Origin of the sequence: Streptomyces sp. URMC 127 (assembly GCF_051386535.1) — a bacterium.
Lineage (GTDB): Bacteria > Actinomycetota > Actinomycetes > Streptomycetales > Streptomycetaceae > Streptomyces.
Window position 1 is genome coordinate 21,599 of the sequence record NZ_JBPQTW010000003.1, and the last position, 20,660, is coordinate 42,258.

The following is a 20,660-nucleotide window of genomic DNA, read 5'->3' on the forward strand; positions in this document are numbered from 1 at the left end:
CCTCGCCGCCATGACCGAGCTCTCGCGGCGCATCTCCGAGCAGATCGGCGGCGCGACGGGCACCACGGGCGCGACGGGCACCACTGGTACCACGGGCACCACGGACACAGCGGCCACGACGGGCGCGGGCGGCCCGGCAGCGGAACGGCCCGCGGAGCCGGCCGCCGCGCCCCGCAGCGTCCACGGCCCCCGGGTGACCGTCTCGCGCGCCTCCGGTATGGTCCGGGGCGACGCCTCGCGCGCCCAGCAGGAGCACCTGGCCGATCTCGTACGCCGCTACACCGCCAAGACCCCCACCTCCAAGCAGCTCGCCCAGCGCTACCGCCGCGTCCTCGCCGACAGCCGCGCCGTCGTCGGCTTCCGCAGCGGCACGAAGGAGATGCTCTACCCCATCGCCGGCCGCCGGGCGAGCGGCGCCCGCCTGCAGGACGTCGACGGCAACGAGTACGTCGACATCACCATGGGCTTCGGCGTGCTCCTCTTCGGCCACGAGCCGGCGTTCGTCGGCGAGGCCGTCCGCGAGCACCTCTCCCGCGGCATCCAGCTCGGCCCCCGCAACGCCGAGACCGGCGAGGCGGCCGAACTGCTGGCCGGGCTGACCGGCATGGAGCGCGTGGCCTTCGCCAACTCGGGTACGGAAGCCAACTCCGCGGCGATCCGCCTCGCCCGCTCCGCCACCGGCCGCAACAAGATCGTCACCTTCCTCGGCGCGTACCACGGCCACGCCGACACCGTCCTCGGCCGCCCCTCCGGAACCCCGGAGAACAGGCTCACCGTGCCCGTCTCCCGCGGCATCCCGGACAGCGCGGTGGCGGACCTGATGGTCCTCGACTACGGCAGCGACGCCTCCCTGGAGGTCATCGCGCAGCACGCCGGCGACATCGCCGCCGTGATCATCGAGCCCGTGCAGAGCCGCCACCCGGCGCTGCAGCCCGTGGAGTTCGTGCGCAAGCTGCGCGAGCTGACCACCCGCCACGGCATCGTCCTCATGTTCGACGAGATGCTGACGGGCTTCCGTCCCGCGCTCCGCGGCGCCCAGGAGCTGTACGGCGTCACGCCCGACCTCGCCACCTACGGCAAGCTGCTCGGCGGCGGCTTCCCCATCGGGGCCATCGCCGGCCGCGCCGACATCATGGACGGCGTCGACGGCGGTTACTGGTCCTACGGCGACGACAGCTACCCGCCCGCGGACACCACGTTCTTCGGCGGCACGTACATCCAGCACCCCGTGTCGATGGTGGCCGCGCGGGCCGTCCTCGCGCACCTCAAGGAGCACAGCCCGCTGCTGCAGGAGCGGCTCAACGCGCGCACGGCCGAGCTGGCCGCGACGCTCAACGCCTTCTTCGAGGCGGAGGAGTTCCCGCTGCGGATGAGCCACTTCGGCTCGCAGTTCCGCTTCGACCACCGGGCGGACATGGAGCTGCTCTACCACCACCTGATGCTGCGCGGCGTCCACGTGTGGGAGTGGCGGAACTTCTTCCTCTCCACCGCGCACTCCGACGGTGACCTGGAGTTCGTCGCGGACGCGGTCAAGGGCTCCCTGCGGGAGCTGCGGGGCGCGGGCTTCTTTCCCGGCGCCCGCGCGGTGACGGCGCCCGCGGCGGGCGGCGAGTCGGTAGCGGACATGGTCACCGTCGCCGCGAAGGCGCCGGAACCGGCGGCCCCGGCGACCCCGGCCCGGGGCTCCGCCCCGGCACCGCGTACCGTCTCCATGGCCTGGAACGCGGCCGCGGCCGCCACCTCGGCCGCGGCCCGGAAAACCCCCCGTACCCCCGACTTCAGCGTCTACTTCTTCGGCGACTACCCCGAGGACGGCGACCAGCAGGGCAAGTACGAGATGCTCATGGAGACCGCCCGGTTCGCCGACCGGAACGGGTTCCACGCGCTGTGGATGCCCGAGCGGCACTTCCACTCCTTCGGCGGGCTCTTCCCCAACCCCGCCGTGCTCGCCGCCGCCCTCTCCCGGGAGACCGGGCGGATCCGGCTGAACGCGGGATCCGTCGTCCTGCCGCTCCACGACCCGATCCGGGTCGCGGAGGAGTGGTCGATGGCCGACAACCTCTCCGGCGGCCGCGTCGGCATCGGCATCGCCAGCGGCTGGCACGCCAACGACTTCGTCTTCTTCCCCGACCGGTTCGGCCGGCACAAGGAGACGATGTACGAGCAGCTGGAGCAGGTGCGCCGGTTCTGGCGGGGGGAACCGCTGCGCCGTACCACCGGCGACGGCGAGGCCGACGTACGGCTCTTCCCGCGGCCCGTCCAGGACGCCCCGCCGATGTACACGGCCGTGGTCGGCAACCCCGCCTCGTTCGCGCTGGCCGCCCGCCACGACCTCGGCATCGTCACCAACCTCATGACGCAGAGCGTCGAGCAGCTCGCGGAGAACATCGCGCTCTACCGCCGCACCCGCGAGGAGCACGGCCTGGACCCGGCCGCCGGCCGCGTGGCCGTCCTCCTGCACACCTACCTCGCCGATCGTCACGAGACGGCCCGGGCCGAGGCCTACGCGCCCCTGTCGCGCTACATGCGGGCGTCGCTGTCGCTCTTCGGCGGCGTCACCAACAGCCTCGGGCACAACGTGGACCTCGCCTCCCTCAGCGAGGACGACCTCGACGTGGTGTTCCGCCGCGCCTACGACCGCTACTGCGACCAGCGGGCGCTGATCGGCACCGTCGAGAGCGTCTCGCCCGTCGTGGACACGGTGACCGCCGCCGGCGCCGACGAACTCGTCTCGCTCGTCGACTTCGGCGTCGCGCCCGGCGAACTGCGCGCGAGCCTCACCCACATCGACGCCCTGCGCCGCCGTTACCGGCAGCGCGAGCAGCAGGCGCCCGCACCGGAGCCCGCCGGCGCCCTCGCCCCCGCCGCCGTGGAGGCCCCGCTCTCCCCGGGCCAGCAGCGGATCTGGTTCCTGGAGCGCATGCTGCCGGGCCGCACCGCGTACAACGAGACCAAGGCGATCCGCCTCGATGGTGCACTGGACGTGCCCGCACTTCGCGCGGCGCTGCGCGGCCTCGTGGCCCGCCACGAGGGCCTGCGGACCGTCTTCCGGGAGACCGGAGGCGAGCCGCGCCAGGTCGTACGGCCCCCCTCCGAGCCCGACTTCGGCGTCGTGGACGGCACGGGGCGCGGGGACGAGGCGGTGCGGGAGACCCTGGCCGCCGAGAGCGCCCGCCGCTTCGACCTCGCCGAAGGGCCCCTGTTCGTCACCCGGCTCGTGAAGCTCGCCGACGACGCGCACGTGCTTGTGCTGTCGCTGCACCACATCGTGGTCGACGCGGCCTCCGCCACCGTCCTCACCCGCGACCTGTCGGCGCTCTACCGCTCCTGGCGCGACGGCACCGATCCCGGACTGCCCGCCCTCACCTGGAGCTACGCCGAACACGCCCGCGAGCAGGCCGCGGCCCTGGAGGGCCCGGAGGCCGCCGCGGACCTGGCGTACTGGCGCGAGACGCTCGGCGGCGGGCTGCCGGAGCTGAACCTGCCCACCGACCGGCCGCGCCCCGCGGTCATGACGTCCAACGGCCGGGCCGTCTTCCGCACCCTGGACCCGGAGCTCTCCGCGCGCCTGCGCGAGCTGAGCCGGGCCCGCCGCAGCACCCTGTTCACGACCCTGCTCGCCGGGTACGCGGCCATGCTGCACCGCGTCACCGGGCAGGACGACATCGTCATCGGCACCCCCGTCTCCGACCGGCCGCAGAGAGCCGAGGACCTGCTCGGGTTCTTCGTCAACACCCTGGCCCTGCGCTTCGACCTCTCCGGGGACCCGTCGTTCGCCGCGCTGCTGGACCGGGTGCGCGGCCGCGCGCTCGACGCCTACGACCACGCGGGCGTGCCCTTCGAGGCGGTGGTGCGCGAGATCGCCCCGCCGCGGGTCACGGACCGCACGCCCGTCTTCCAGGTGCTCGCCGAGTTCCAGAGCAGCGAGCCGTTCCGCTTCGAGCTGCCCGGCGTGCGTGCGACGCCCCTGGACGCGGGGCCGGACAAGGCCCTGACGGACTTCACCGTCTACTTCACCGACCAGCCGCAGGGCATCCGCTGCCACCTGGAGTACAACACCGACCTGTTCGACCCGGAGACCGCCGAGCGGTTCTTCGCCACCTTCCGGGACCTGCTGACGGCGGCCGCCGCCTCCCCGGACACGCCCCTGTCCCGGCTCGCGCGGCCGGCGTCCGGCGATGCGGCACCGTCCGCGCCGGGCGGCCCCGTACCCGCGGTGGCCGGGGGCCCCGCACCGGCCGCGCCCGGTGAACTCACCGCGCTTGACGAACCCGTCGCACCCGCCGTGCCCGGCGGGCCCGTGCCCGCCGAGTGGGAGCGCGGCCCGCAGCGGGCCGTGGAGGCCGTCACCGTCCACGAGCTGGTGGCCCGCCGGGCCGCGGAGGCGCCCGGCGCCACCGCCGTGCTCGACGGCGACGAGATCCTGACCTACGGTCAGCTGGAGGAGCGGGCCGCCCGGCTGGCCGCCGTGCTCCGGGAGCGGGGCGCCGACGGCGCACCCGTCGCCCTGTGGCTGCCGCGCTCCGCCGCTCTGGTCGTCGCCATGCTCGCCGCCCTCAAGGCCGGCAGCCCCTACGTCCCCCTGGACCCCGCCCTCGGCCGGGCCCGCGCCGAGAAGGTGATCGCCGAATCCGGCGCCCGCGTCGTCGTGGCTCCGCGGGAGACGCAGACGGACGCGGCGGGGCTCCGGCTGCCGGACGGCGTCGCCGTCGTCACTCCCGGCGACGCCCCCGCCGGCACCCCCGCTCCCGCGGGACCCGCGGAATCCGCCGCCGGCGCCGAGTCCCTGTGCTACGTCATCTACACCTCGGGCAGCACCGGCGAGCCCAAGGGCGTCGCCGTGCCGCACCGCGCCGTCGCCGACCTGTGCGCGTGGCACCACCGGCGCTTCGGCTTCACCCCCGCAGACCGCAGCGCCCTCGTGTGCAGCCAGAGCTTCGACGCCTCGGTCCTCGAGGTCTGGCCCGCGCTGACCGCGGGGGCCTCGCTGACCGTCGCCGGCGAGACCGTACGCAAGGATCCGCTCGCCCTCGCCCGCTGGTACGCGGCCCAGGGCGTCACGCTCTCCATCCTGCCCACGGCCCTCGGCGAGGCGGTGCTGCAGCTTCCGCCGGAGGCCCAGCCTCCGCTGCGCCACCTGCTCATGGGCGGCGACGTGATGCGCACCCGGCCGCGGCCCGGCACGCCGTACGAGGTCGCCAACGTCTACGGGCCCACCGAGGTCACCGTGCTGTGCACCGTCGAGACGGTCACCCCCGGCCCGGATGCGGACGAGATCGCGATCGGCCGCCCCGTCGACAACGTGCGCCTGCGCGTGCTGGACGAGTCGGGCGCGCCCGTGCCCGTCGGCACGGCCGGGGAGCTGCACGTCGGCGGGCCGGGCGTGGCCCGCGGCTACCTGCACCGGCCCGAGGCCGGCGCCGGGCGCTTCCTGCCCGACCCCGACGGCGGCCCGGACGACCGCCTCTACCGCACGGGCGACCTCGTGCGCTGGACCGCGGACGGCAAGCTGCAGTTCCGCGGCCGCACCGACGACCAGGTGAAGATCCGCGGCTTCCGCGTCGAGCCGGAGGAGGTCTCCCGCGCGCTCAACTCCCTGGAAGGGGTGCGCGAGGCCGTCGTCCTGGCCCGCCGCAACGCCCGGGGCGAGGCGTACCTCGCCGCCTTCGCCGTCCCCGCCGACCCGGTGGGCGACGGCGCCGACGACCGGCAGGCCTTCGCCGACCTCATGGCCGACGCCCTGGCCGAGCGGCTGCCCGAGTACCTCGTGCCGCGCGCCTGGACGGTCCTGGCCGCGCTGCCCGTGACCGCCGGCGGCAAGCTGGACCGCGCGGGGCTGCCCGCGCCCGACCTCGTCACGGCCGTGCCCGCGGCGGCTCCGGCACCCCGCGGGGAAAGCGCCGCCGGGCCTTCGGGTGACGCCGGCTCCTCGGATGACGCCGAGGCGCTGGGTGACGCCGAGGCGCCGGGTGACGGCGAGGCGTCGGACGACGTCGAGCGGCGGCTCCGCGCGCTGTGGGCCGACGAGTTCGGCACCGACGCCGGCGCCATCGCGCCCGACGCCTCGTTCTTCGACCTGGGCGGCCACTCGATCACCGCGATCCGGCTGGTCAACCGCGCGCGGGAGGAGTTCGGCGCCGACTACCCGATGGTGCGCTTCTACGAGCGGCCCACGCTGCGGGCCATGGCCGCGTTCTTCGCGGGCGAGGCCACCGGCGGCGAGGACGCCCCTGCCGGCGGTGACTGCGACGACGCCGTCGAGCACCGGGTGCCCGCCACCGACCAGCACATCCACTTCGCCCGGGTCCAGCAGGGTCACGCGCTGCCGCAGGTGTTCAACGTCGCCATGCGCCTGACCCTCACCGGTGACCTGGACGTGCCCGCCCTGCGCACCGCCCTCACCCGGCTCGTCGCCCGGCACGAGGGCCTGCGCACCCGCATCGTCCCCGACGGCGACGACTGGCAGCAGGAAGTGCTGCGGGCCCGGCCCGTGGACCTGCCCGTCGAGGACCTGACCGGGCTGCCGGCCGGGGAGCGCGGGGCCGCGGTGGAACGGATCTCCGCCGAAGCCGCCGAGACGCCCTTCGACCTCGCCACCGGCACGGGACCGGCGCTGCGCCTGCTGCGCTCCGGCGAGCGCACGTGGGTCCTGCTGTTCGTCCTGCACCACGCCGTCTGCGACGGCTGGGCCGTCAGCCTCATCCTCAAGGAGCTGGCCGCGCTCTACGGCGCGGCCGCGGAGGGACTGCCCGACGGGCTGGCACCCGACCCGTGCCAGCCGGGCGCGTACGCGCGCTGGCAGCGCGAGCAGACCGACCCCGCCGTCGAGGAACGCAAACTGGCCTTCTGGAAGCGCGAGCTGGACGGCGCGCCGTTCGGCATCGCCATGCCGCTCGACCGGCCGCGTCCCGAGGAGCTCAGCGGGCGGGGCGGCGTCGTGATGTTCACGGTGCCCACCGACGTACGGGCGGACGTCGACCGGCTGGCGCGCCGCCGCGGGGCGACGCCCTACGCCGTCACCGCGGCGGCGCTGGGACGGCTGATGGCCCGCCGGTCCGGGCAGAGCGACGTGGTGTTCAACGTCTCCTACGCCAACCGGTGGCGCCGCGAGTTCGAGTCGCTCGTGACCTGCGCGACGTCCGGGTTCGCCCTGCGCGTGCGCGACGGGGAGGCCGCCTCCTTCACCGCCCTCGTCGACCAGGTGGCCCGGACGTCGGTCGCCTGCATCGACGCGTTCATGCCGCCGCGGGACCTCGCGCCCCTGCTGCGGGAGCGGTACGGGATGGACATGCCCGACCGGCTCGCGGCCGGCTTCGCCTACCAGAACTCGCTGGAGACCGACGTCGAGATGCCGGGGCTGGCCGTGGCGGTCGAGGACGTCGCGCCCGCGGCCGCCCGCGCGGAGTTCACCTTCGGCCTCGTCCCGGCGGGCGACGTGCTCGTGGGGATGGCCGAGTACTCCTCCGACCTGTGGGACCGGGCCACCGTCGAGGGCTGGATGCGCGACTACGTCGAGCTGCTCCGCGACGAGGTGCGGGCGGCGCTCGCGGACTGACCGGCGGCTGACCGGTAGCTGACTGGCCCGGCCGGCCGGTGGGGTGAAGATCACAGGTCACCCCGGCGGCCGGCCGGCACCCGGCCGACTACCGTGTCCGGGTGCCGAAGAACAGGAACGCGTTCTCATCCGACGCCTCCGCGGCCCTGCGCGCGTGGGGGCGTCGGGCCGCGTCGCACGCGGTCCACCGCGGCTGGCGGTGGATCCAGCGGGCCGGTGCCGTGACCGCCGAGCACCCCGGCCCGTACCGCTTCCGCAGGATCGGCCCCGCGACCAGGCTCGCCTTCCCGCTCGGCACGGTCTTCGGCGAGCGCTGGATCGAGCTCGGCGACCACTGCATCATCGGCGAGCAGGTCACGCTCACCGCCGGCATGATGCCGGACCTCGACCTCGGGCCCGACCCCGTCCTGCGCCTGGGCAACGGCGTGGTCCTCGGCCGCGGCAGCCACGTGGTGGCCTCACAGCCGGTGACCTTCGGCGACGACGTCTTCTGCGGCCCGTACGTCTACGTCACCAGCGACAACCACTCCTACGACGACCCGCACCAGCCCATCGGCCGGCAGTGGCCCCGCAGCGCGCCGGTGACCATAGGCTCCGGCAGCTGGCTCGGCACCGGCGCGGTGATCCTGCCCGGCGCCCGCCTCGGCCGGAACGTGGTCGTCGCAGCGGGCTCCGTCGTGCGCGGCGAGGTCCCCGACCACGCGGTCGTCGCAGGCGCCCCGGCCAGGATCGTCCGCCGCTGGGAGCCGGAATCGGGCTGGGTCCCGCCCCTGCGCACGGCGCCCCCGGTGCCGATCCCGTCGGAGATGACGGCGGAACAGCTCCGAGCCCTCGCGGACCGGACACCGCCGGAGGGCTCTTAGCGGGCACCGGGCCCCGGAGCGTCGTTGCGGCGGTGAGAACCGGATCCACCGTGGTGACAAGTCAGCGGAAGCCGCAGGCTCTGCCGGCCGCCGGCATGGCGGAAGAGTCTCCGCCGCGACGGCGAGCAGCCACCACGCCGAGGGTCCGGCGGAAGTGCACGCACACCGTCCGCCGCCGGGGCACGCGGTCTCACCCCGCCGCCAGCAGGACCGTTCCCACGAGGGCCAGTCCCGCGCCCGCGGCCTGGACCGAGCGCAGGCGTTCGCTGAGGAAACCCCGCGCGGCCAGTGCCGTCACCACCGGGTAGAGCGAGGCCAGCACTGCCGCCACCGTGACGGGGCCGGTCCGCGCCGCGATGCTGTACGTGCCGTTCGCGGCGACGTCGGCCAGGCCGACGAAGGCGAGGGCGGGCAGCGCCGCGCGGACCGAGCTCCAGCCGCCCTCCGGCAGCGCCGCGTTGCCGGGGCGCACGGAGGCGTAGAGCGTGCCCGCGCCCACCACCACGTTGCACACGCGCTGGACGAACAGGGCGAGGAACAGCCCGGTCAGGTTGTGCGACGCCTCGGCGATGAGGGCCATCACCGAGCCGAAGCCGAAGGCGGCGACGAGGGTGAGCAGCAGGGTCTGCCGCTGGACGGGCGCGCCGCCCACGCTCGGCCCGCTGGCCAGGACCACGCCCGCCACGGCCACCGCGATGCCCGCGAACTGCAGGATCCCCGGTCGCTCGCCCAGGACGAGCCCCACGCCCAGCGGCACCGCGACGCCGCCGAGCGCGCCCAGCGGCGAGACGACGCCCATCGGGCCCAGGGCCAGTGCCTTGTAGAAGGCGAGCATGGCGGCGGGGCCGACGACACCGGCGGCGGCCGCGTACCACAGCTGCGGGCCGGCCTCGCTCCAGCCGCCCGTCGCCACGACGATCGTCCCCAGGGCGCCCACGGCCAGCAGCTGCGAGAGAAGGACGACGGTCAGGGCGGGGACGCGCCGGGTGAGCAGCCCGCCGCCGAAGTCGGCCAGGCCCCACAGGAAGCTCGTGGTCAGGGCGAAGACCGCCGTCATGGGAAAACCTCGCAGTACAGAGCGGTGAACAGTGCAGTGCAGCACCGTAGCCGCAGCGTGATCATCCGGATCGGGCAGGCCCGGACCCGGCCGTCAGGCGAGCGGTTCTCCGGCGGGGCGCGCGCCGCGGGCGTTCCGTACGCGCAACGAGTCCAGTTCGATGGCCGGGCAGCGGTCCATCACCATGTCCAGGCCGGCCGCGCGCGTCCGCTCGTACGCCTCCTCGTCGACCACCCCGAGCTGGAACCAGACCGCCTTCGCGCCGATCGCGACGGCCTCGTCCGCGACCGGGCCCGCGAGGTCGCTGTTGACGAAGACGTCCACCACGTCGACCGGGAAGGGGATGTCGGCGAGGCGGGCGTAACCCGGCTCGCCGCGCACCGGCTCGGCCTTCGGGTGCACGGGTACGACGCGCTTGCCGTGGCGCCGCAGCACCTCGGCGACGCCGTAGGCGGCCCGCTGCCGGTTGGACGACAGACCGACCAGCGCCCACGTGTCGCCGGTCTCTTCGATGATCTTCCGGATGATCCCCGGTTCCGCGTACATGCCCGCTCAACGATCATCCCCCCGGCGGCATTCCCGGGCCGGCGCATAGGGTGGCGGGATGACGGAGCAGTACCGGACGGTCGCGCGCGAGGGCGTGCACGAGATCGAGATCAGCAAGTCGCGCTTCATCTGCGCGCTCGCGCCCGCCGCCACGGAGGAGGAGGCGCAGGCGTTCGTCGCGCGCGCCCGCAAGGAACACCCCACCGCACGCCACCACTGCTTCGCCTACGTGCTGGGCGCCGACGGCGCCGTGCAGAAGGCGAGCGACGACGGCGAGCCGGGCGGCACCGCCGGCGTGCCGATGCTGCAGATGCTGGTCCGCCGCGAGGTGCGCTACGCCGTCGCCGTCGTCACCCGCTACTTCGGCGGCGTGAAGCTCGGCGCGGGCGGGCTGATCCGCGCGTACGGGGGCGTGGTCGGCGAGGCGCTGGACGCCGTCGGGACGGTCACCCGGCAGCGCTTCCGGCTCGCGTCCGTCACCGTCGACCACCAGCGCGCCGGGAAGCTGGAGAACGACCTGCGGGCGACGGGCCGCGCCGTGCGCGAGGTGCGCTACGGCGCGGACGTGCGGATCGAGGTGGGGCTGCCGGAGGCGGACGTCGCGGGCTTCCGCGCCTGGCTCGCGGACACCACGGCCGGCACCGCCCGCCTCGAACTCGGCGGCGAGGCGTACGGCGACGCCTGACCCCTGGCGCCGGCCCCTCGCCCCGAGCGCCCGCCCCTACACGTAGTCCTCCAGCCTCGCCAGCGCGTAGCCCTGCTCCGTGACCTTGCGCAGCACGGTCCGCAGCATGTCGCACATGGTCCCGCCCCACGCCTTGGGCCCGTTGAAGTGGGTGAGGATGATGTCGCCGGGGTGGAAGCGCTGGTCGTCGTGGCGGAAGTCCATCCGGTCCGCGAAGGCCTCCTCGTTCCACAGGGGCGCGGCCCGCGCCCCGCACTCCTCGGCGACGGCGAGGGTGTCGGCGTCGAAGTCGCCGAACGGCGGGCGGAAGAGCGTCGGCCGGACGCCGATCTCGCGCTCCAGGATGTCCTGCTGGCCGCAGATCTCCGTGTACTGCTCGTCCTCGGAGATGTGGTTCATCTGCGGGTGGTGCAGGGTGTGGTTCTGGATCGAGACGCCCAGCGCGTGCAGGTCGCGGAAGTAGCCGTAGTCCTCGGCCGCGGACTCGTCGGTGAGGAAGGCGCTCAGCGGGACCTGCAGGTCCCGCACCATGTCCAGGAACTCCCGGTCCTTCGCCGCCCCGTCGTCGATCGTCAGGAAAGCGATCTTCTGGTCCGTCGGGACGCGGGCGGGCGCGGGGATCAGGTCCGGACCCTGGTCGGCCCACTCCGGCGTGGTCAGCCGGGGCTTCTCCCGGGGCGGTGGCGGTGCGACGAGCGGTGCCTGGTCCAGGCCCCACCGCCGCGCGGCGGCCAGCCGCTGCTCGGGGGTCTGCTTGAGCTTCGGCGGCGCCGGTGCCTGCTGCTCGCGCCCTTCCTCGTCCTCCCGGCCCTGCTCGTCGAGGTCCTGCTCCTCCCGGCGCTGCTGTTCCTGCACCGGGCGGCGGGCCTGCCCCTTCAGCTGACCGAGTCCGGCCATGTCCTCGTGGGTGCCGGGCAGGGACGCGTCCTCGCCCGCGCACGCGACCGCTCCCGTGAGCAGCAGGAGAACGGTCAGGAGGAGGGAGACGAGGGGCAGCGGACGGCGTATGGGGTGATGTGCGCCACCGTCCCGCCGCGCAGGGGCTTTTCGTATAAGTCGCATATTTCCGGATCTTTTCAGCGGCCCGGCCGCCCCGCCCGTCCGGTACACCCATCGGGGCCATGCCCGGCCACCCGCCCGCGGATGGAACACTTGGGGCCCGTGAGGATCCTGCATACGTCCGACTGGCACCTGGGCCGCTCGTTCCACCGCGTGAACCTGCTCGACGCCCAGCGCGCCTTCATCGGCCATCTCGTGCGCACCGTCCGGGAGCAGCAGGTGGACGTGGTGCTCGTCGCGGGCGACGTCCACGACCGGGCCGTCCCCTCGCTCGGCGCCGTCGCCCTCTTCGACGAGGCGCTGCACGAGCTCGCGGACCTCGGCGTGCCCACGGTCATGATCTCCGGCAACCACGACTCGGCCCGCCGCCTGGGCGTCGGCGCCGGGCTCATCGGGCGCGCCGGCATCCACCTGCGCACCGACCCCGCAGGCGTGGGCACCCCCGTCGTCCTCACCGACGCCCACGGCGACGTCGCCTTCTACGGCCTGCCCTACCTGGAGCCCGCCCTCGTCCGCGAGGAGCTGGGCGCGCCCCGCGCCGCCCACACGGACGTCCTCACGGCCGCCATGGACCGGGTCCGCGCCGACCTCGCCGCGCGCCCCGCCGGCACCCGCTCCGTCGTCCTCGCCCACGCCTTCGTCACCGGCGGCACCGCCAGTGACAGCGAGCGCGACATCACCGTCGGCGGCGTGGCCCAGGTCCCCGCCGCGGTCTTCGACGGCGTCGACTACGCCGCCCTCGGCCACCTCCACGGCTGCCAGACGATCACCGAGCGCGTCCGCTACTCCGGCTCGCCGCTGGCCTACTCCTTCTCCGAGGCGGACCACCGCAAGACCATGTGGCTCGTCGACCTCGGCCCCGGCGGCAGCCTCGCCGCCGAGCGGATCGACTGCCCCGTGCCGCGCCCCCTCGCCCGCATCCGCGGCCGCCTCGACGACCTGCTCCGCGACCCCGGGCTCGCCCGGCACGAGGACGCCTGGGTCGAGGCCACCCTCACCGACCCGCACCGCCCCGACGAGCCCATGGCCCGGCTCGCCGAGCGCTTCCCGCACGTCCTCAGCCTCGTCCTGGACCCCGAGCGGTCGCCGCAGGACCCCCTCGCCTCGTACGCCCGGCGGCTGCGCGACCGCAGCGACCAGGAGATCGCCGAGGACTTCGTCGCGCACGTACGCGGCGGGCTGGCGGCCGACGACCGCGAACGCGGCATCCTGACCGCCGCGCTCGACCACGTACGGCTCGGCGAGACCGAAAGCGAGAGCGAAAGCGCGGGCGAGGGCGGGAGTACGGCCGGGAGCAAAGCCCGAAGCGGAACCCGGACCAACACCGGCACCACCGAAGGAGCAGGGGCCCGATGAGGCTGCACCGGCTGACGATCACCGCCTTCGGCCCCTTCGGCGGCACCCAGCACATCGACTTCGACGCGCTGTCCGCCGACGGGCTCTTCCTCTTCCACGGCCCCACCGGCGCCGGCAAGACCTCCGTCCTCGACGCCGTCTGCTACGCCCTCTACAACGAGGTGCCCGGCGCCCGCCAGGGCACCGCCGGCAGCCCCGTGCTGCGCAGCGACCACGCGGCCGACGACACCCGCACCCAGGTCGTCCTCGACCTCACCGTCGGCGGCCGCCGCCTTGAGATCACGCGCCGCCCCGAGCAGCTGCGCCCCAAGAAGAAGGGCACGGGGTTCACCAAGGAGCGGGCCGCGAGCGAGCTGCGCGAGCACCGCAACGGGCAGTGGGAGGCGCTCAGCCGCTCCCACCAGGAGATCGGCGAGGAGGTCAAGCAGCTCCTCGGCATGAGCCGGGAGCAGTTCTGCCAGGTCGTCCTGCTGCCCCAGGGCGAGTTCGCCCGCTTCCTCGGCGCCAAGGACACCGCCCGCGGCGAACTGCTCGGCAAGCTCTTCGACACGGGCCGCTTCGCCGCCGTCGAGAAGCGGCTCGCCGAGCTGCGGCGCGAAGCGGAAGCGGGGGTACGGGCCGGCGACGAAGGCCTGCTCGCCCTCGCCCACCGGATGCGCCAGGCCGCCGGCGACCCGTCGCTGCCCGAGGCCGGCACGCCCTCGCCCGCCGCTGCGGCCGAGGGCAGTGTCCCGGCGGCCCGCACCCCGTCGCGGGCCCGCGGGAGCCGCGGCGGCGCGCTGGGCCGGGCCGGCGGCCCCGCCGTCCCGGCCCAGCGCGCCGCCGCGGCGCCCCTCGCCGCCGGTGACCCCGGGCTCGCCGAAGCCGTCCTGGAATGGGCCGCCCTCGCCCGCAGCAGCGCCCGGGAACGCCGGGACATCGCCGCCGTCGCCGCCCGCACCGCCGAAGCGGCCCACCGGGCCGCCCAGGAACACGCCGACGCCGCCCGCGAACTCGCCGGGCTCCAGCGCCGCCACGCCGAAGCCCGCCGGCGCGCCGACGCCCTCGCCGCACAGCACGACGCGCACGAAGCCGACCGCGAGAGGATGCGGCAGGCCCGCGCCGCCGACGCCGTCGTCCCCGTCCTTCAGATGCGCGCCGAGGCCGAACGCACCCACCGCGCGGCCGCCGCCGCGGAACAGCGGGCCCGCACGGCGCTCCCTGAGAGCCTGCGGGACGCGGGCGCCGAGCAGCTCGCCGCACGGGAGCGGCAGCTCCGCGAGGAGCTCGGCTCCCTGGCCGCCGCCCGCCGCGCGGAGGAGCGCGCCGCCGCCGTCCGGGCCGAGCAGAGCGCGCTGGAGCGCGAAGCCCGCGCCGGCGAGGACGAGCTCGCCGAGCTGACCGGCTGGCTCGACGGCTGGGAGACCCTGCGCGCCGCTTGCGAAAAGCGCGTCGAGACCGCGCACGCCGAAGCCGCCCGCGCCGTCCGGCTGGAGGCCGAGACCGGCCCCGTCCGCACCCGCCTGGCCGCCGCCCGCGAACGCGACCGTCTCACCGGCGCCGCCGCCGCGGCCGAGGAGCGGCTGACCGGCGCCCGGGAGCGGGCCGACGCGGCCCGCGCCACCTGGCTCGACGTCAAGGAGCGCCGTCTGGAGGGCCTCGCCGCCGAGCTCGCGGGCGCGCTCGCGCCCGGCGTGGCCTGCAAGGTGTGCGGAGCAACCGAGCACCCCGACCCGGCACGGGCCGTCGACGGCCGGCCCGGCCGCGCCGACGAAGAGGCCGCCCTCGCCGCTTTCCAGCACGCCGACGGCGTACGGGAAGAGGCCGCCCGCGAACTCCAGGGGCTGAAGGACGCCCTCGCCCGCGCCGAGGCCGACGCGGGCGGAGCCGGCGTCACCGAGCTCGAAGCGCTCGCCGGCGACCTCGGCCGCTCCCTCGCCGAGGCGCGCGCCGCGGGCGCCGGCCTGCACGCGGCCCGGGAAGCCCTGCGGCAGGCCGAGCGCGAGCACGACCTGCGCCGCGAGGCCCGGCAGACCGCCCTGACCCGGTCCGCCGCCCGCACGACCCGCCGCGAACAGCTCGACCGGGACCTGGCCGCCCTGGAGGAGGAGCTGACCCGGGCCCGCGGCGGCGAGGAGTCCGTCGCCCGCCGGGCCGCCCACCTGGAACGGCAACTGGAGCTCCTCGCCGGGGCGGTCGAGACGGTCCGCGCCGCCGCGGACGCGGCCGCCCGGCTGAAGGAGGCCGATGCCCGGCTCGCCGACGCCGCCTTCCGCGCCGGCTTCGCCACCCCCGGGCTCGCCGAACAGGCCGTGCTCGGCGCCGCGGAACGGCACGGGCTGCAGGAGCGGCTCGACGCCCGGGCCCGTGAGGAGGCCGCCGTGGCCGCCGTCCTCGCCGACCCCGCGGTCGAGGCGGCCGCCGCCCGGCCCCCCGCCGATCCGGGGGCGGCCGCCGCCGCCCTCGCCGCGGCCGCCGCGCGGCTCCGCGACGCCTCCGTCGCCGAGGTCGCCGCCCGCACCCGCTGCCAGGACCTCGACCGGCTCTCCGCCGCGGCCCGCACCGATGCCCGGCGCCTGGCCCCGCTCCGCGAGGAGCACCACCGCGTCGCCGAGCTCGCGGCTCTCGCCGCGGGCACCTCCACGCGCAACGAACGCAGGATGCGCCTGGAGTCGTACGTCCTGGCCGCCCGCCTGGAACAGGTCGCCGCCGCCGCGACCGCGCGGCTGCGCCGCATGTCCGCCGGCCGCTACACGCTCGTCCACTCCGACGCCCGGGCCGGCGGCAACGCCCGCTCGGGACTCGGCCTGCACGTCATCGACCACTGGACGGGCAAGGAGCGCGACACCGCCACCCTCTCCGGCGGCGAGACCTTCTTCGTCTCCCTCGCCCTCGCCCTCGGCCTCGCCGACGTCGTCACCGAGGAGGCGGGCGGCGTACGCCTGGACACCCTCTTCATCGACGAGGGCTTCGGCAGCCTGGACGAGCAGACCCTGGACGAGGTGCTGGACGTCCTGGACTCGCTGCGCGAGCGGGACCGCGCCGTCGGCATCGTCAGCCACGTCGCCGACCTGCGCCGCCGCGTGCCCGCCCGGCTGCAGGTGATCAAGGGACGGTCGGGCTCGTCCGTGCGGCACGAGCGGGCCGGCGGCGCCTACTGAGCGATCGGCCGCCGGGGGAGCGGGGAGGAGTAGACGACGCTCGTGGTCACCGACCCCAATGCGCCCATCCGGCCCGCGACCTCCTCCAGGTGCCGCATCGACCGCGCCGCGACCTTGACCATGAAGCAGTCGTCGCCCGTGACGTGGTGCGCCTCCAGGATCTCCGGCGTGCGCTCCAGCAGCTCGTAGAACGGGCTGTCACCGCTGTTGGAGCACCGCAGCCGGACGAAGGCGAGGACGGGCATGCCCAGCTTCTCCGGGTCGACGACCGCCGTGTAGCCGCCGATGACGCCCGCCTCCTCCAGTCTGCGCACCCGCTCGGTGACGGCGCTGGAGGACATGTTCACGATCCGCGCCAGCTCGGCGTAGCCGGCGCGTCCGTTGTGCTGCAGGGCGTCGAGGATGCGCCAGTCGGTGGCGTCGGGGGAATAGCCGGTCATGCGCGTTGTCTAACAGTGAAATCCCCGGTAACTCAAGAGTTTTGCCGAGGATTGACGGTTCTGCCGGCAGGCTCCCCAGGGCCCTCCCCGGCCCTTCCCCCATCCCTCCCAGGTCTCTCTCGGGTCCCTCGCCACGGCCGTCCTGCCGCCCCCCGGCAGGTTCCCGCGGCCGGCACCGGGCCGGTACCGTGGTGCCATGCCGGCACTCAACATCGAATTCACGGAAGAGGAGCTCGCGGACATCCGCGAGGCCGCTGCCGCGGACGGCAAGAGCATCAAGGCCTACGTGCACGACCTGTCCGTGCGCGAGCAGCAGCGCCGCCGCTTCGTGGAGCGCGCCGCCAAGTTCTGGAACGAGCACATGGCGGAGTTCGACGCCGCCTTCCCCGAGGAGGCTCCCCCGTCCACGGGCGGTGCCGCCGCCTGATGCCGCTGCTCATCGACCTGCCCTGGCTCCTCGGAGTGCAGGAGCACAAGCTGTACGAAGAGCCCGCCGTCCACGACTACACCGCCCTGGCCGCCGCCGTCTCCCGGCACGCCTTCGACGTGGCGAAGTTCGACCACGAGCCCGACGCGGCCTGGCGCGCGGCCGCCCTGATGCACACCCTCGTCCGGCTCCAGCCGCTGCCCGTGCGCAGCAGTCTGTACGCCTGCATGGTCGTCGTCGCCTACATGGCCGCGGCGGGCGAGGGCATCGACCCGCCGTACGGGTCGATAGTCGACCTCGCGCGCGACATCAAGGAGTACCGCGTCGACGTCTACGAGTGCGCCGACCGCATCCGCACCTGGCGCATCTGACGCGAGGGGGCGGGCCCGGGGGCCCGCCCCGGCCGTCACAGCGCGGACAGCTCCGCCACCAGGTCGTCCAGGCCCAGCGAGCCCTGCGACAGCGCCGCCATGTGCCAGGCCTTCGCGTCGAACGCGTCGCCGTGCGCGGCCCGGGCCGCCTCGCGGCCGGCCAGCCAGGCCCGCTCGCCCAGCTTGTAGCCGATCGCCTGCCCGGCCATGCCCATGTAGCGCACGACCTCGCTCTCCACGTGGTCCGCCGGACTCCCGCTGTGCAGGTTGCAGAACTCCAGCACCAGCTCCGGCGTCCAGCGCTCACCGGGGTGGAAGGGGGAGTCCGCCGGGATCTCCAGCTCCAGGTGCATGCCGATGTCCACGATCACCCGCAGGGCGCGCCACATCTGCGCGTCGAGGTAGCCCAGCCGGCGCTCGGCGTCCTTGAGGAAGCCCAGCTCGTCCATGAGCCGCTCCGCGTACAGCGCCCAGCCCTCGCAGTTGGCGCTGACCCCGCCCAGGGTGACCTGGTAGCGCGAGAGCTGATCCGCCACGTGCATCCACTGCGCGAGCTGCAGGTGGTGGCCCGGCACGCCCTCGTGGTACCAGGTGGACACCAGCTCGTGGACGGAGAAGCGGGTCTTGCCCATGGTCGGCAGCCAGGTGCGGCCGGGCCGGGAGAAGTCCTCGGACGGCTCGGTGTAGTACGCGGCCGCCGCGCCGCCGGCCGGCGCGATGCGGGATTCGACCTTCTTGACCCGCTCGGCCAGCTCGAAGTGGGTGCCGTCCAGCGCCTCGATGGCCTCGTCCATCAGCTCCTGCAGCCAGACCCGCACCTCCTCGACGCCCTCGATGTGCGTGCCGTGCTCGTCCAGGTGGGCCAGCGCCTCCCACGGGGTCTTCGCCCCGGGCAGCACCTTCTCGGCCTCGGCGCGCATCTCGCCGAGGATGTGGTGGTACTCCGACCAGCCGTACGCGTACGCCTCGTCGAGGTCGAGGTCCGTGCCGTTCCAGTAGCGCGACCAGCGGGCGTAGCGCTCGCGGCCCACGACGTCGGGCGCGCCTTCGACGCCCGGCGCGTAGACGTCGCGCAGCCAGTCGCGCAGGGCGGCCAGGCCGCCCGTGGCCACGGCGGCCGCGGCGTCCAGCTCGGCGCGCAGCTCCTGCGGGCCGGCCGCGGTGAACTCGCCGAACCAGCCGTTGCCGGTGCCGATCCACTCCGCCAGCTGCGTGAGGTTGGTGGCCACCTGGCGGGGGCCCGCGGGCAGCCCCCGCTCCAGGCCCTCGGCGAGCGAGGCCCGGTAGCTCTCCAGGGCCGCGGGCACGGCCCGCAGCCGCTCGGCGATCGCCGCCCAGTCCTCCGCGGTCTCCGCCGGCATGACGGTGAACACCTCGCGCACCGAGTGCAGCGGCGAGTGGATGTTGCTGACGGCGCGCAGGTGCTCGCCCGCGTCGTGCACCGCGAGCTGCGCGGTCAGGCGCTCGCGCAGCAGCCGGGCACAGCGCCGCTCGATGCCGGCGTCGGCGCCGGGCTGCCGCTCGGCCTCGGCGAGGCGGTCGAGCGTGGTGCGCGCGAGGTCGGCCACGGCCTGCTGGCCGGCGGGGGAGAAGTCCGGCAGCCGGGTCGCGGAGGCGGCGACGCCCAGGAAAGTGCCCGTGATGGGGTCGAGTTCGGTGTACGCGTCGACGTAGGCGTCGGCGACCTGGCGGGGGAGCAAGGTGCTCGTGTCGTTCGGCATGCGGACATCCTCATACGGCGGGGTGCGCCGCGTCACCGGCAATTTCCGGTTCGCGCCCGGCGCACGGGCGGAATGTCACGGTGCGGGCGGGAGCGCGGGGGCGGGAACCGGGGCGAGCCGGACGGTGATGACGAGCGTGCCCTCCTCCACCTGGTAGTCCAGCGGCAGGTCCAGGGCGCGCATCGCCGCGACCATGCCGGTGTTGGAGGACCGCGTGACGGCGTAGACGCTGCGGCAGCCGTCCGCCACGGCGAGGTCCACCAGGCGGGCGAGGAGTTCGCCGCCCACGCCGCGGCGCTGCCACTCGTCCTCGACGAGCAGGGCGACCTCCGTCTCGTCGCCGTCCCACAGCAGGTGGCCCAGGGCGACGATGCGGCCCGCGGCGGTGCAGGCGGCCAGGGTGCGGCCGAAGCGCGGGCTCAGCAGGTGGCGCAGGTAGCGGTCGGCGTCGCCCACGGGGCCGTGGTAGCGCTGGGCGAGCGTCGCGGCGGAGCAGCGCTCGTGCATGGCGCGCGCCGCGGCGAGGTCCCCGGCGCCGGAGCGCCGGACGGTGATCTCGCCGCCCTCGGGCAGGGTCAGGACGTCGGCGCGCGGCGGGACGCGCGGGCCGAGCCGGGCGTCGAGCTCGACGAGCGCGCGGGCCCGGGCGAACTCGGTGGGCGTGAACGGCAGGTACGGGCGCTCGATGGTGATCGAGCCGCCGGAGGGATCGCGCAGCCGCATCTGCGTCTCCTCCCACACGCCTTCCGCGGGGACCGGCGGGGAGGGTGCGCCGCCGCGCGGCGAGCGGGCGGGCACGGAGCGGATCGTGCAGCGGCCGAGGAGGCGGCGCAGGGCGAGGGGGAGTTCGGCGGCGTCGAGGGCGGTGCGGGTGGCGAGGTTGAGGACCCGGGTCGGGGCGTCCACGAGGTCGTGGGCGTCGGCCCGCTCCAGCCAGGTGTCGCGGCCGCCGCCGGCGGCCGCGGCGTCGGCCAGGCCGGTGGCGGCCAGCGCGGCGGGGGCCCGCAGCAGGAGTTCGTCGACGACGCCGTCGGTGAGGGGGTGCGTCTGCAGGGAGAGGATGTCGACGCCCTCGCGGGCGAGGGAGGTGCACAGGGCGGCGAGGCTGCCGGGCTCGTCGCGCACGGTCGTGCGCATCCGCCACAGGGCGGTGCCGGCCGCGGCCGTGTCCTGCTGCGGGCGCTGCGGGGGGCGCGGGGCGGCCTTCCGGCGGCCGTCGGTGCGCCGCGACCACCAGGTGTGGAAGGCGGTCGTGGCCAGCAGCGCGGCGGCCGAGGAGGCGAGCAGCACGGGCCCGTCGGGCCCGTGGACGACGGTGTCGGCCATGGTGTCGGCGGCGGCGACCGCGGTGAACAGGGCGGCCAGCTCGACCAGGTCCCGCCGCCAGTGATGGGCGCGGTGGGGCTTCGCGGTGGTCTCGTCCGTCATGGGCACCACCCT

The 20,660-nt window shown here is 75.3% G+C and carries 13 protein-coding genes; 7 read left to right on the forward strand and 6 right to left on the reverse strand.

The window, feature by feature from the left end:
* Positions 1-10: 10 nt before the first annotated feature.
* Together ACSNOH_RS01710 and ACSNOH_RS01715 are read left to right on the forward strand one after the other, a co-directional pair.
* Entirely contained in the window at positions 11-7,555 is a 7,545-nt protein-coding gene (locus ACSNOH_RS01710) for a MupA/Atu3671 family FMN-dependent luciferase-like monooxygenase (RefSeq protein ID WP_436719412.1), read from the forward strand.
* A 101-nt stretch (positions 7,556-7,656) separates the two neighbouring features.
* On the forward strand, positions 7,657-8,418 hold the full coding sequence (locus ACSNOH_RS01715; protein ID WP_436719336.1) for an acyltransferase: 762 nt from the start codon (positions 7,657-7,659) through the stop codon (positions 8,416-8,418).
* A 190-nt stretch (positions 8,419-8,608) separates the two neighbouring features.
* Here ACSNOH_RS01715 and ACSNOH_RS01720 read toward each other — a convergent pair whose 3' ends face one another.
* On the reverse strand, positions 8,609-9,475 hold the full coding sequence (locus tag ACSNOH_RS01720) for an EamA family transporter (protein WP_436719337.1): 867 nt from the start codon (positions 9,473-9,475) through the stop codon (positions 8,609-8,611).
* Between the two features lie 93 nt (positions 9,476-9,568).
* Positions 9,569-10,021 (reverse strand): CoA-binding protein, encoded by a 453-nt coding sequence (locus ACSNOH_RS01725; protein ID WP_436719338.1) that lies wholly within the window; start codon positions 10,019-10,021, stop codon positions 9,569-9,571.
* Between the two features lie 58 nt (positions 10,022-10,079).
* Between ACSNOH_RS01725 and ACSNOH_RS01730 the strand changes: the two genes are divergently transcribed.
* The gene (locus ACSNOH_RS01730) at positions 10,080-10,706 is read left to right on the forward strand and encodes a YigZ family protein (protein WP_436719339.1); all 627 of its coding nucleotides are present in this window, start codon (positions 10,080-10,082) and stop codon (positions 10,704-10,706) included.
* Between the two features lie 36 nt (positions 10,707-10,742).
* Here ACSNOH_RS01730 and ACSNOH_RS01735 read toward each other — a convergent pair whose 3' ends face one another.
* Positions 10,743-11,768, reverse strand: coding sequence for a polysaccharide deacetylase family protein (locus ACSNOH_RS01735; protein ID WP_436719340.1), 1,026 nt, complete (start codon positions 11,766-11,768; stop codon positions 10,743-10,745).
* Positions 11,769-11,867: 99 nt separating this feature from the next.
* Here ACSNOH_RS01735 and ACSNOH_RS01740 point away from each other — a divergent pair, with 99 nt between their 5' ends.
* Together ACSNOH_RS01740 and ACSNOH_RS01745 are read left to right on the forward strand one after the other, a co-directional pair.
* A complete protein-coding gene (locus tag ACSNOH_RS01740) occupies positions 11,868-13,121 on the forward strand; it encodes an exonuclease SbcCD subunit D (protein ID WP_436719341.1) in 1,254 nt (417 codons plus the stop codon).
* The gene (locus tag ACSNOH_RS01745) at positions 13,118-16,261 is read left to right on the forward strand and encodes an AAA family ATPase (RefSeq protein WP_436719342.1); all 3,144 of its coding nucleotides are present in this window, start codon (positions 13,118-13,120) and stop codon (positions 16,259-16,261) included. Before ACSNOH_RS01740 ends, ACSNOH_RS01745 begins: the two co-directional genes overlap by 4 nt.
* Here ACSNOH_RS01745 and ACSNOH_RS01750 read toward each other — a convergent pair.
* On the reverse strand, positions 16,255-16,701 hold the full coding sequence (locus ACSNOH_RS01750; RefSeq protein ID WP_436719343.1) for an Lrp/AsnC family transcriptional regulator: 447 nt from the start codon (positions 16,699-16,701) through the stop codon (positions 16,255-16,257). The two genes, ACSNOH_RS01745 and ACSNOH_RS01750, sit on opposite strands and share 7 nt — an antisense overlap.
* A 196-nt stretch (positions 16,702-16,897) precedes the next feature.
* Here ACSNOH_RS01750 and ACSNOH_RS01755 point away from each other — a divergent pair, with 196 nt between their 5' ends.
* Entirely contained in the window at positions 16,898-17,128 is a 231-nt protein-coding gene (locus tag ACSNOH_RS01755) for a hypothetical protein (protein WP_356281325.1), read from the forward strand.
* Positions 17,128-17,499, forward strand: a complete 372-nt coding sequence (locus tag ACSNOH_RS01760) for a toxin Doc (RefSeq protein ID WP_436719344.1) — start codon at positions 17,128-17,130, stop codon at positions 17,497-17,499. Before ACSNOH_RS01755 ends, ACSNOH_RS01760 begins: the two co-directional genes overlap by 1 nt.
* A 35-nt stretch (positions 17,500-17,534) precedes the next feature.
* On the opposite strand, the gene ACSNOH_RS01765 is transcribed toward ACSNOH_RS01760, so the two are convergent.
* Positions 17,535-19,220, reverse strand: coding sequence for a DUF885 domain-containing protein (locus ACSNOH_RS01765; protein ID WP_436719345.1), 1,686 nt, complete (start codon positions 19,218-19,220; stop codon positions 17,535-17,537).
* Positions 19,221-19,295: 75 nt separating this feature from the next.
* Positions 19,296-20,648: a GNAT family N-acetyltransferase gene (locus ACSNOH_RS01770; protein WP_436719346.1), complete on the reverse strand. Its 1,353-nt coding sequence runs from the start codon at positions 20,646-20,648 to the stop codon at positions 19,296-19,298.
* Positions 20,649-20,660 lie beyond the last annotated feature (12 nt).

Coding starts and splice junctions, on each gene's coding strand:
- ACSNOH_RS01730 (WP_436719339.1), top strand. CDS start 10,080: ATGACGGAGCAGTACCGGACGGTCGCGCGCGAGGGCGTGCACGAGATC.
- ACSNOH_RS01765 (WP_436719345.1), bottom strand. CDS start 19,220: ATGCCGAACGACACGAGCACCTTGCTCCCCCGCCAGGTCGCCGACGCC.
- ACSNOH_RS01725 (WP_436719338.1), bottom strand. CDS start 10,021: ATGTACGCGGAACCGGGGATCATCCGGAAGATCATCGAAGAGACCGGC.
- ACSNOH_RS01760 (WP_436719344.1), top strand. CDS start 17,128: ATGCCGCTGCTCATCGACCTGCCCTGGCTCCTCGGAGTGCAGGAGCAC.
- ACSNOH_RS01770 (WP_436719346.1), bottom strand. CDS start 20,648: ATGACGGACGAGACCACCGCGAAGCCCCACCGCGCCCATCACTGGCGG.
- ACSNOH_RS01720 (WP_436719337.1), bottom strand. CDS start 9,475: ATGACGGCGGTCTTCGCCCTGACCACGAGCTTCCTGTGGGGCCTGGCC.
- ACSNOH_RS01755 (WP_356281325.1), top strand. CDS start 16,898: ATGCCGGCACTCAACATCGAATTCACGGAAGAGGAGCTCGCGGACATC.
- ACSNOH_RS01710 (WP_436719412.1), top strand. CDS start 11: ATGACCGAGCTCTCGCGGCGCATCTCCGAGCAGATCGGCGGCGCGACG.
- ACSNOH_RS01735 (WP_436719340.1), bottom strand. CDS start 11,768: ATGCGACTTATACGAAAAGCCCCTGCGCGGCGGGACGGTGGCGCACAT.
- ACSNOH_RS01745 (WP_436719342.1), top strand. CDS start 13,118: ATGAGGCTGCACCGGCTGACGATCACCGCCTTCGGCCCCTTCGGCGGC.
- ACSNOH_RS01750 (WP_436719343.1), bottom strand. CDS start 16,701: ATGACCGGCTATTCCCCCGACGCCACCGACTGGCGCATCCTCGACGCC.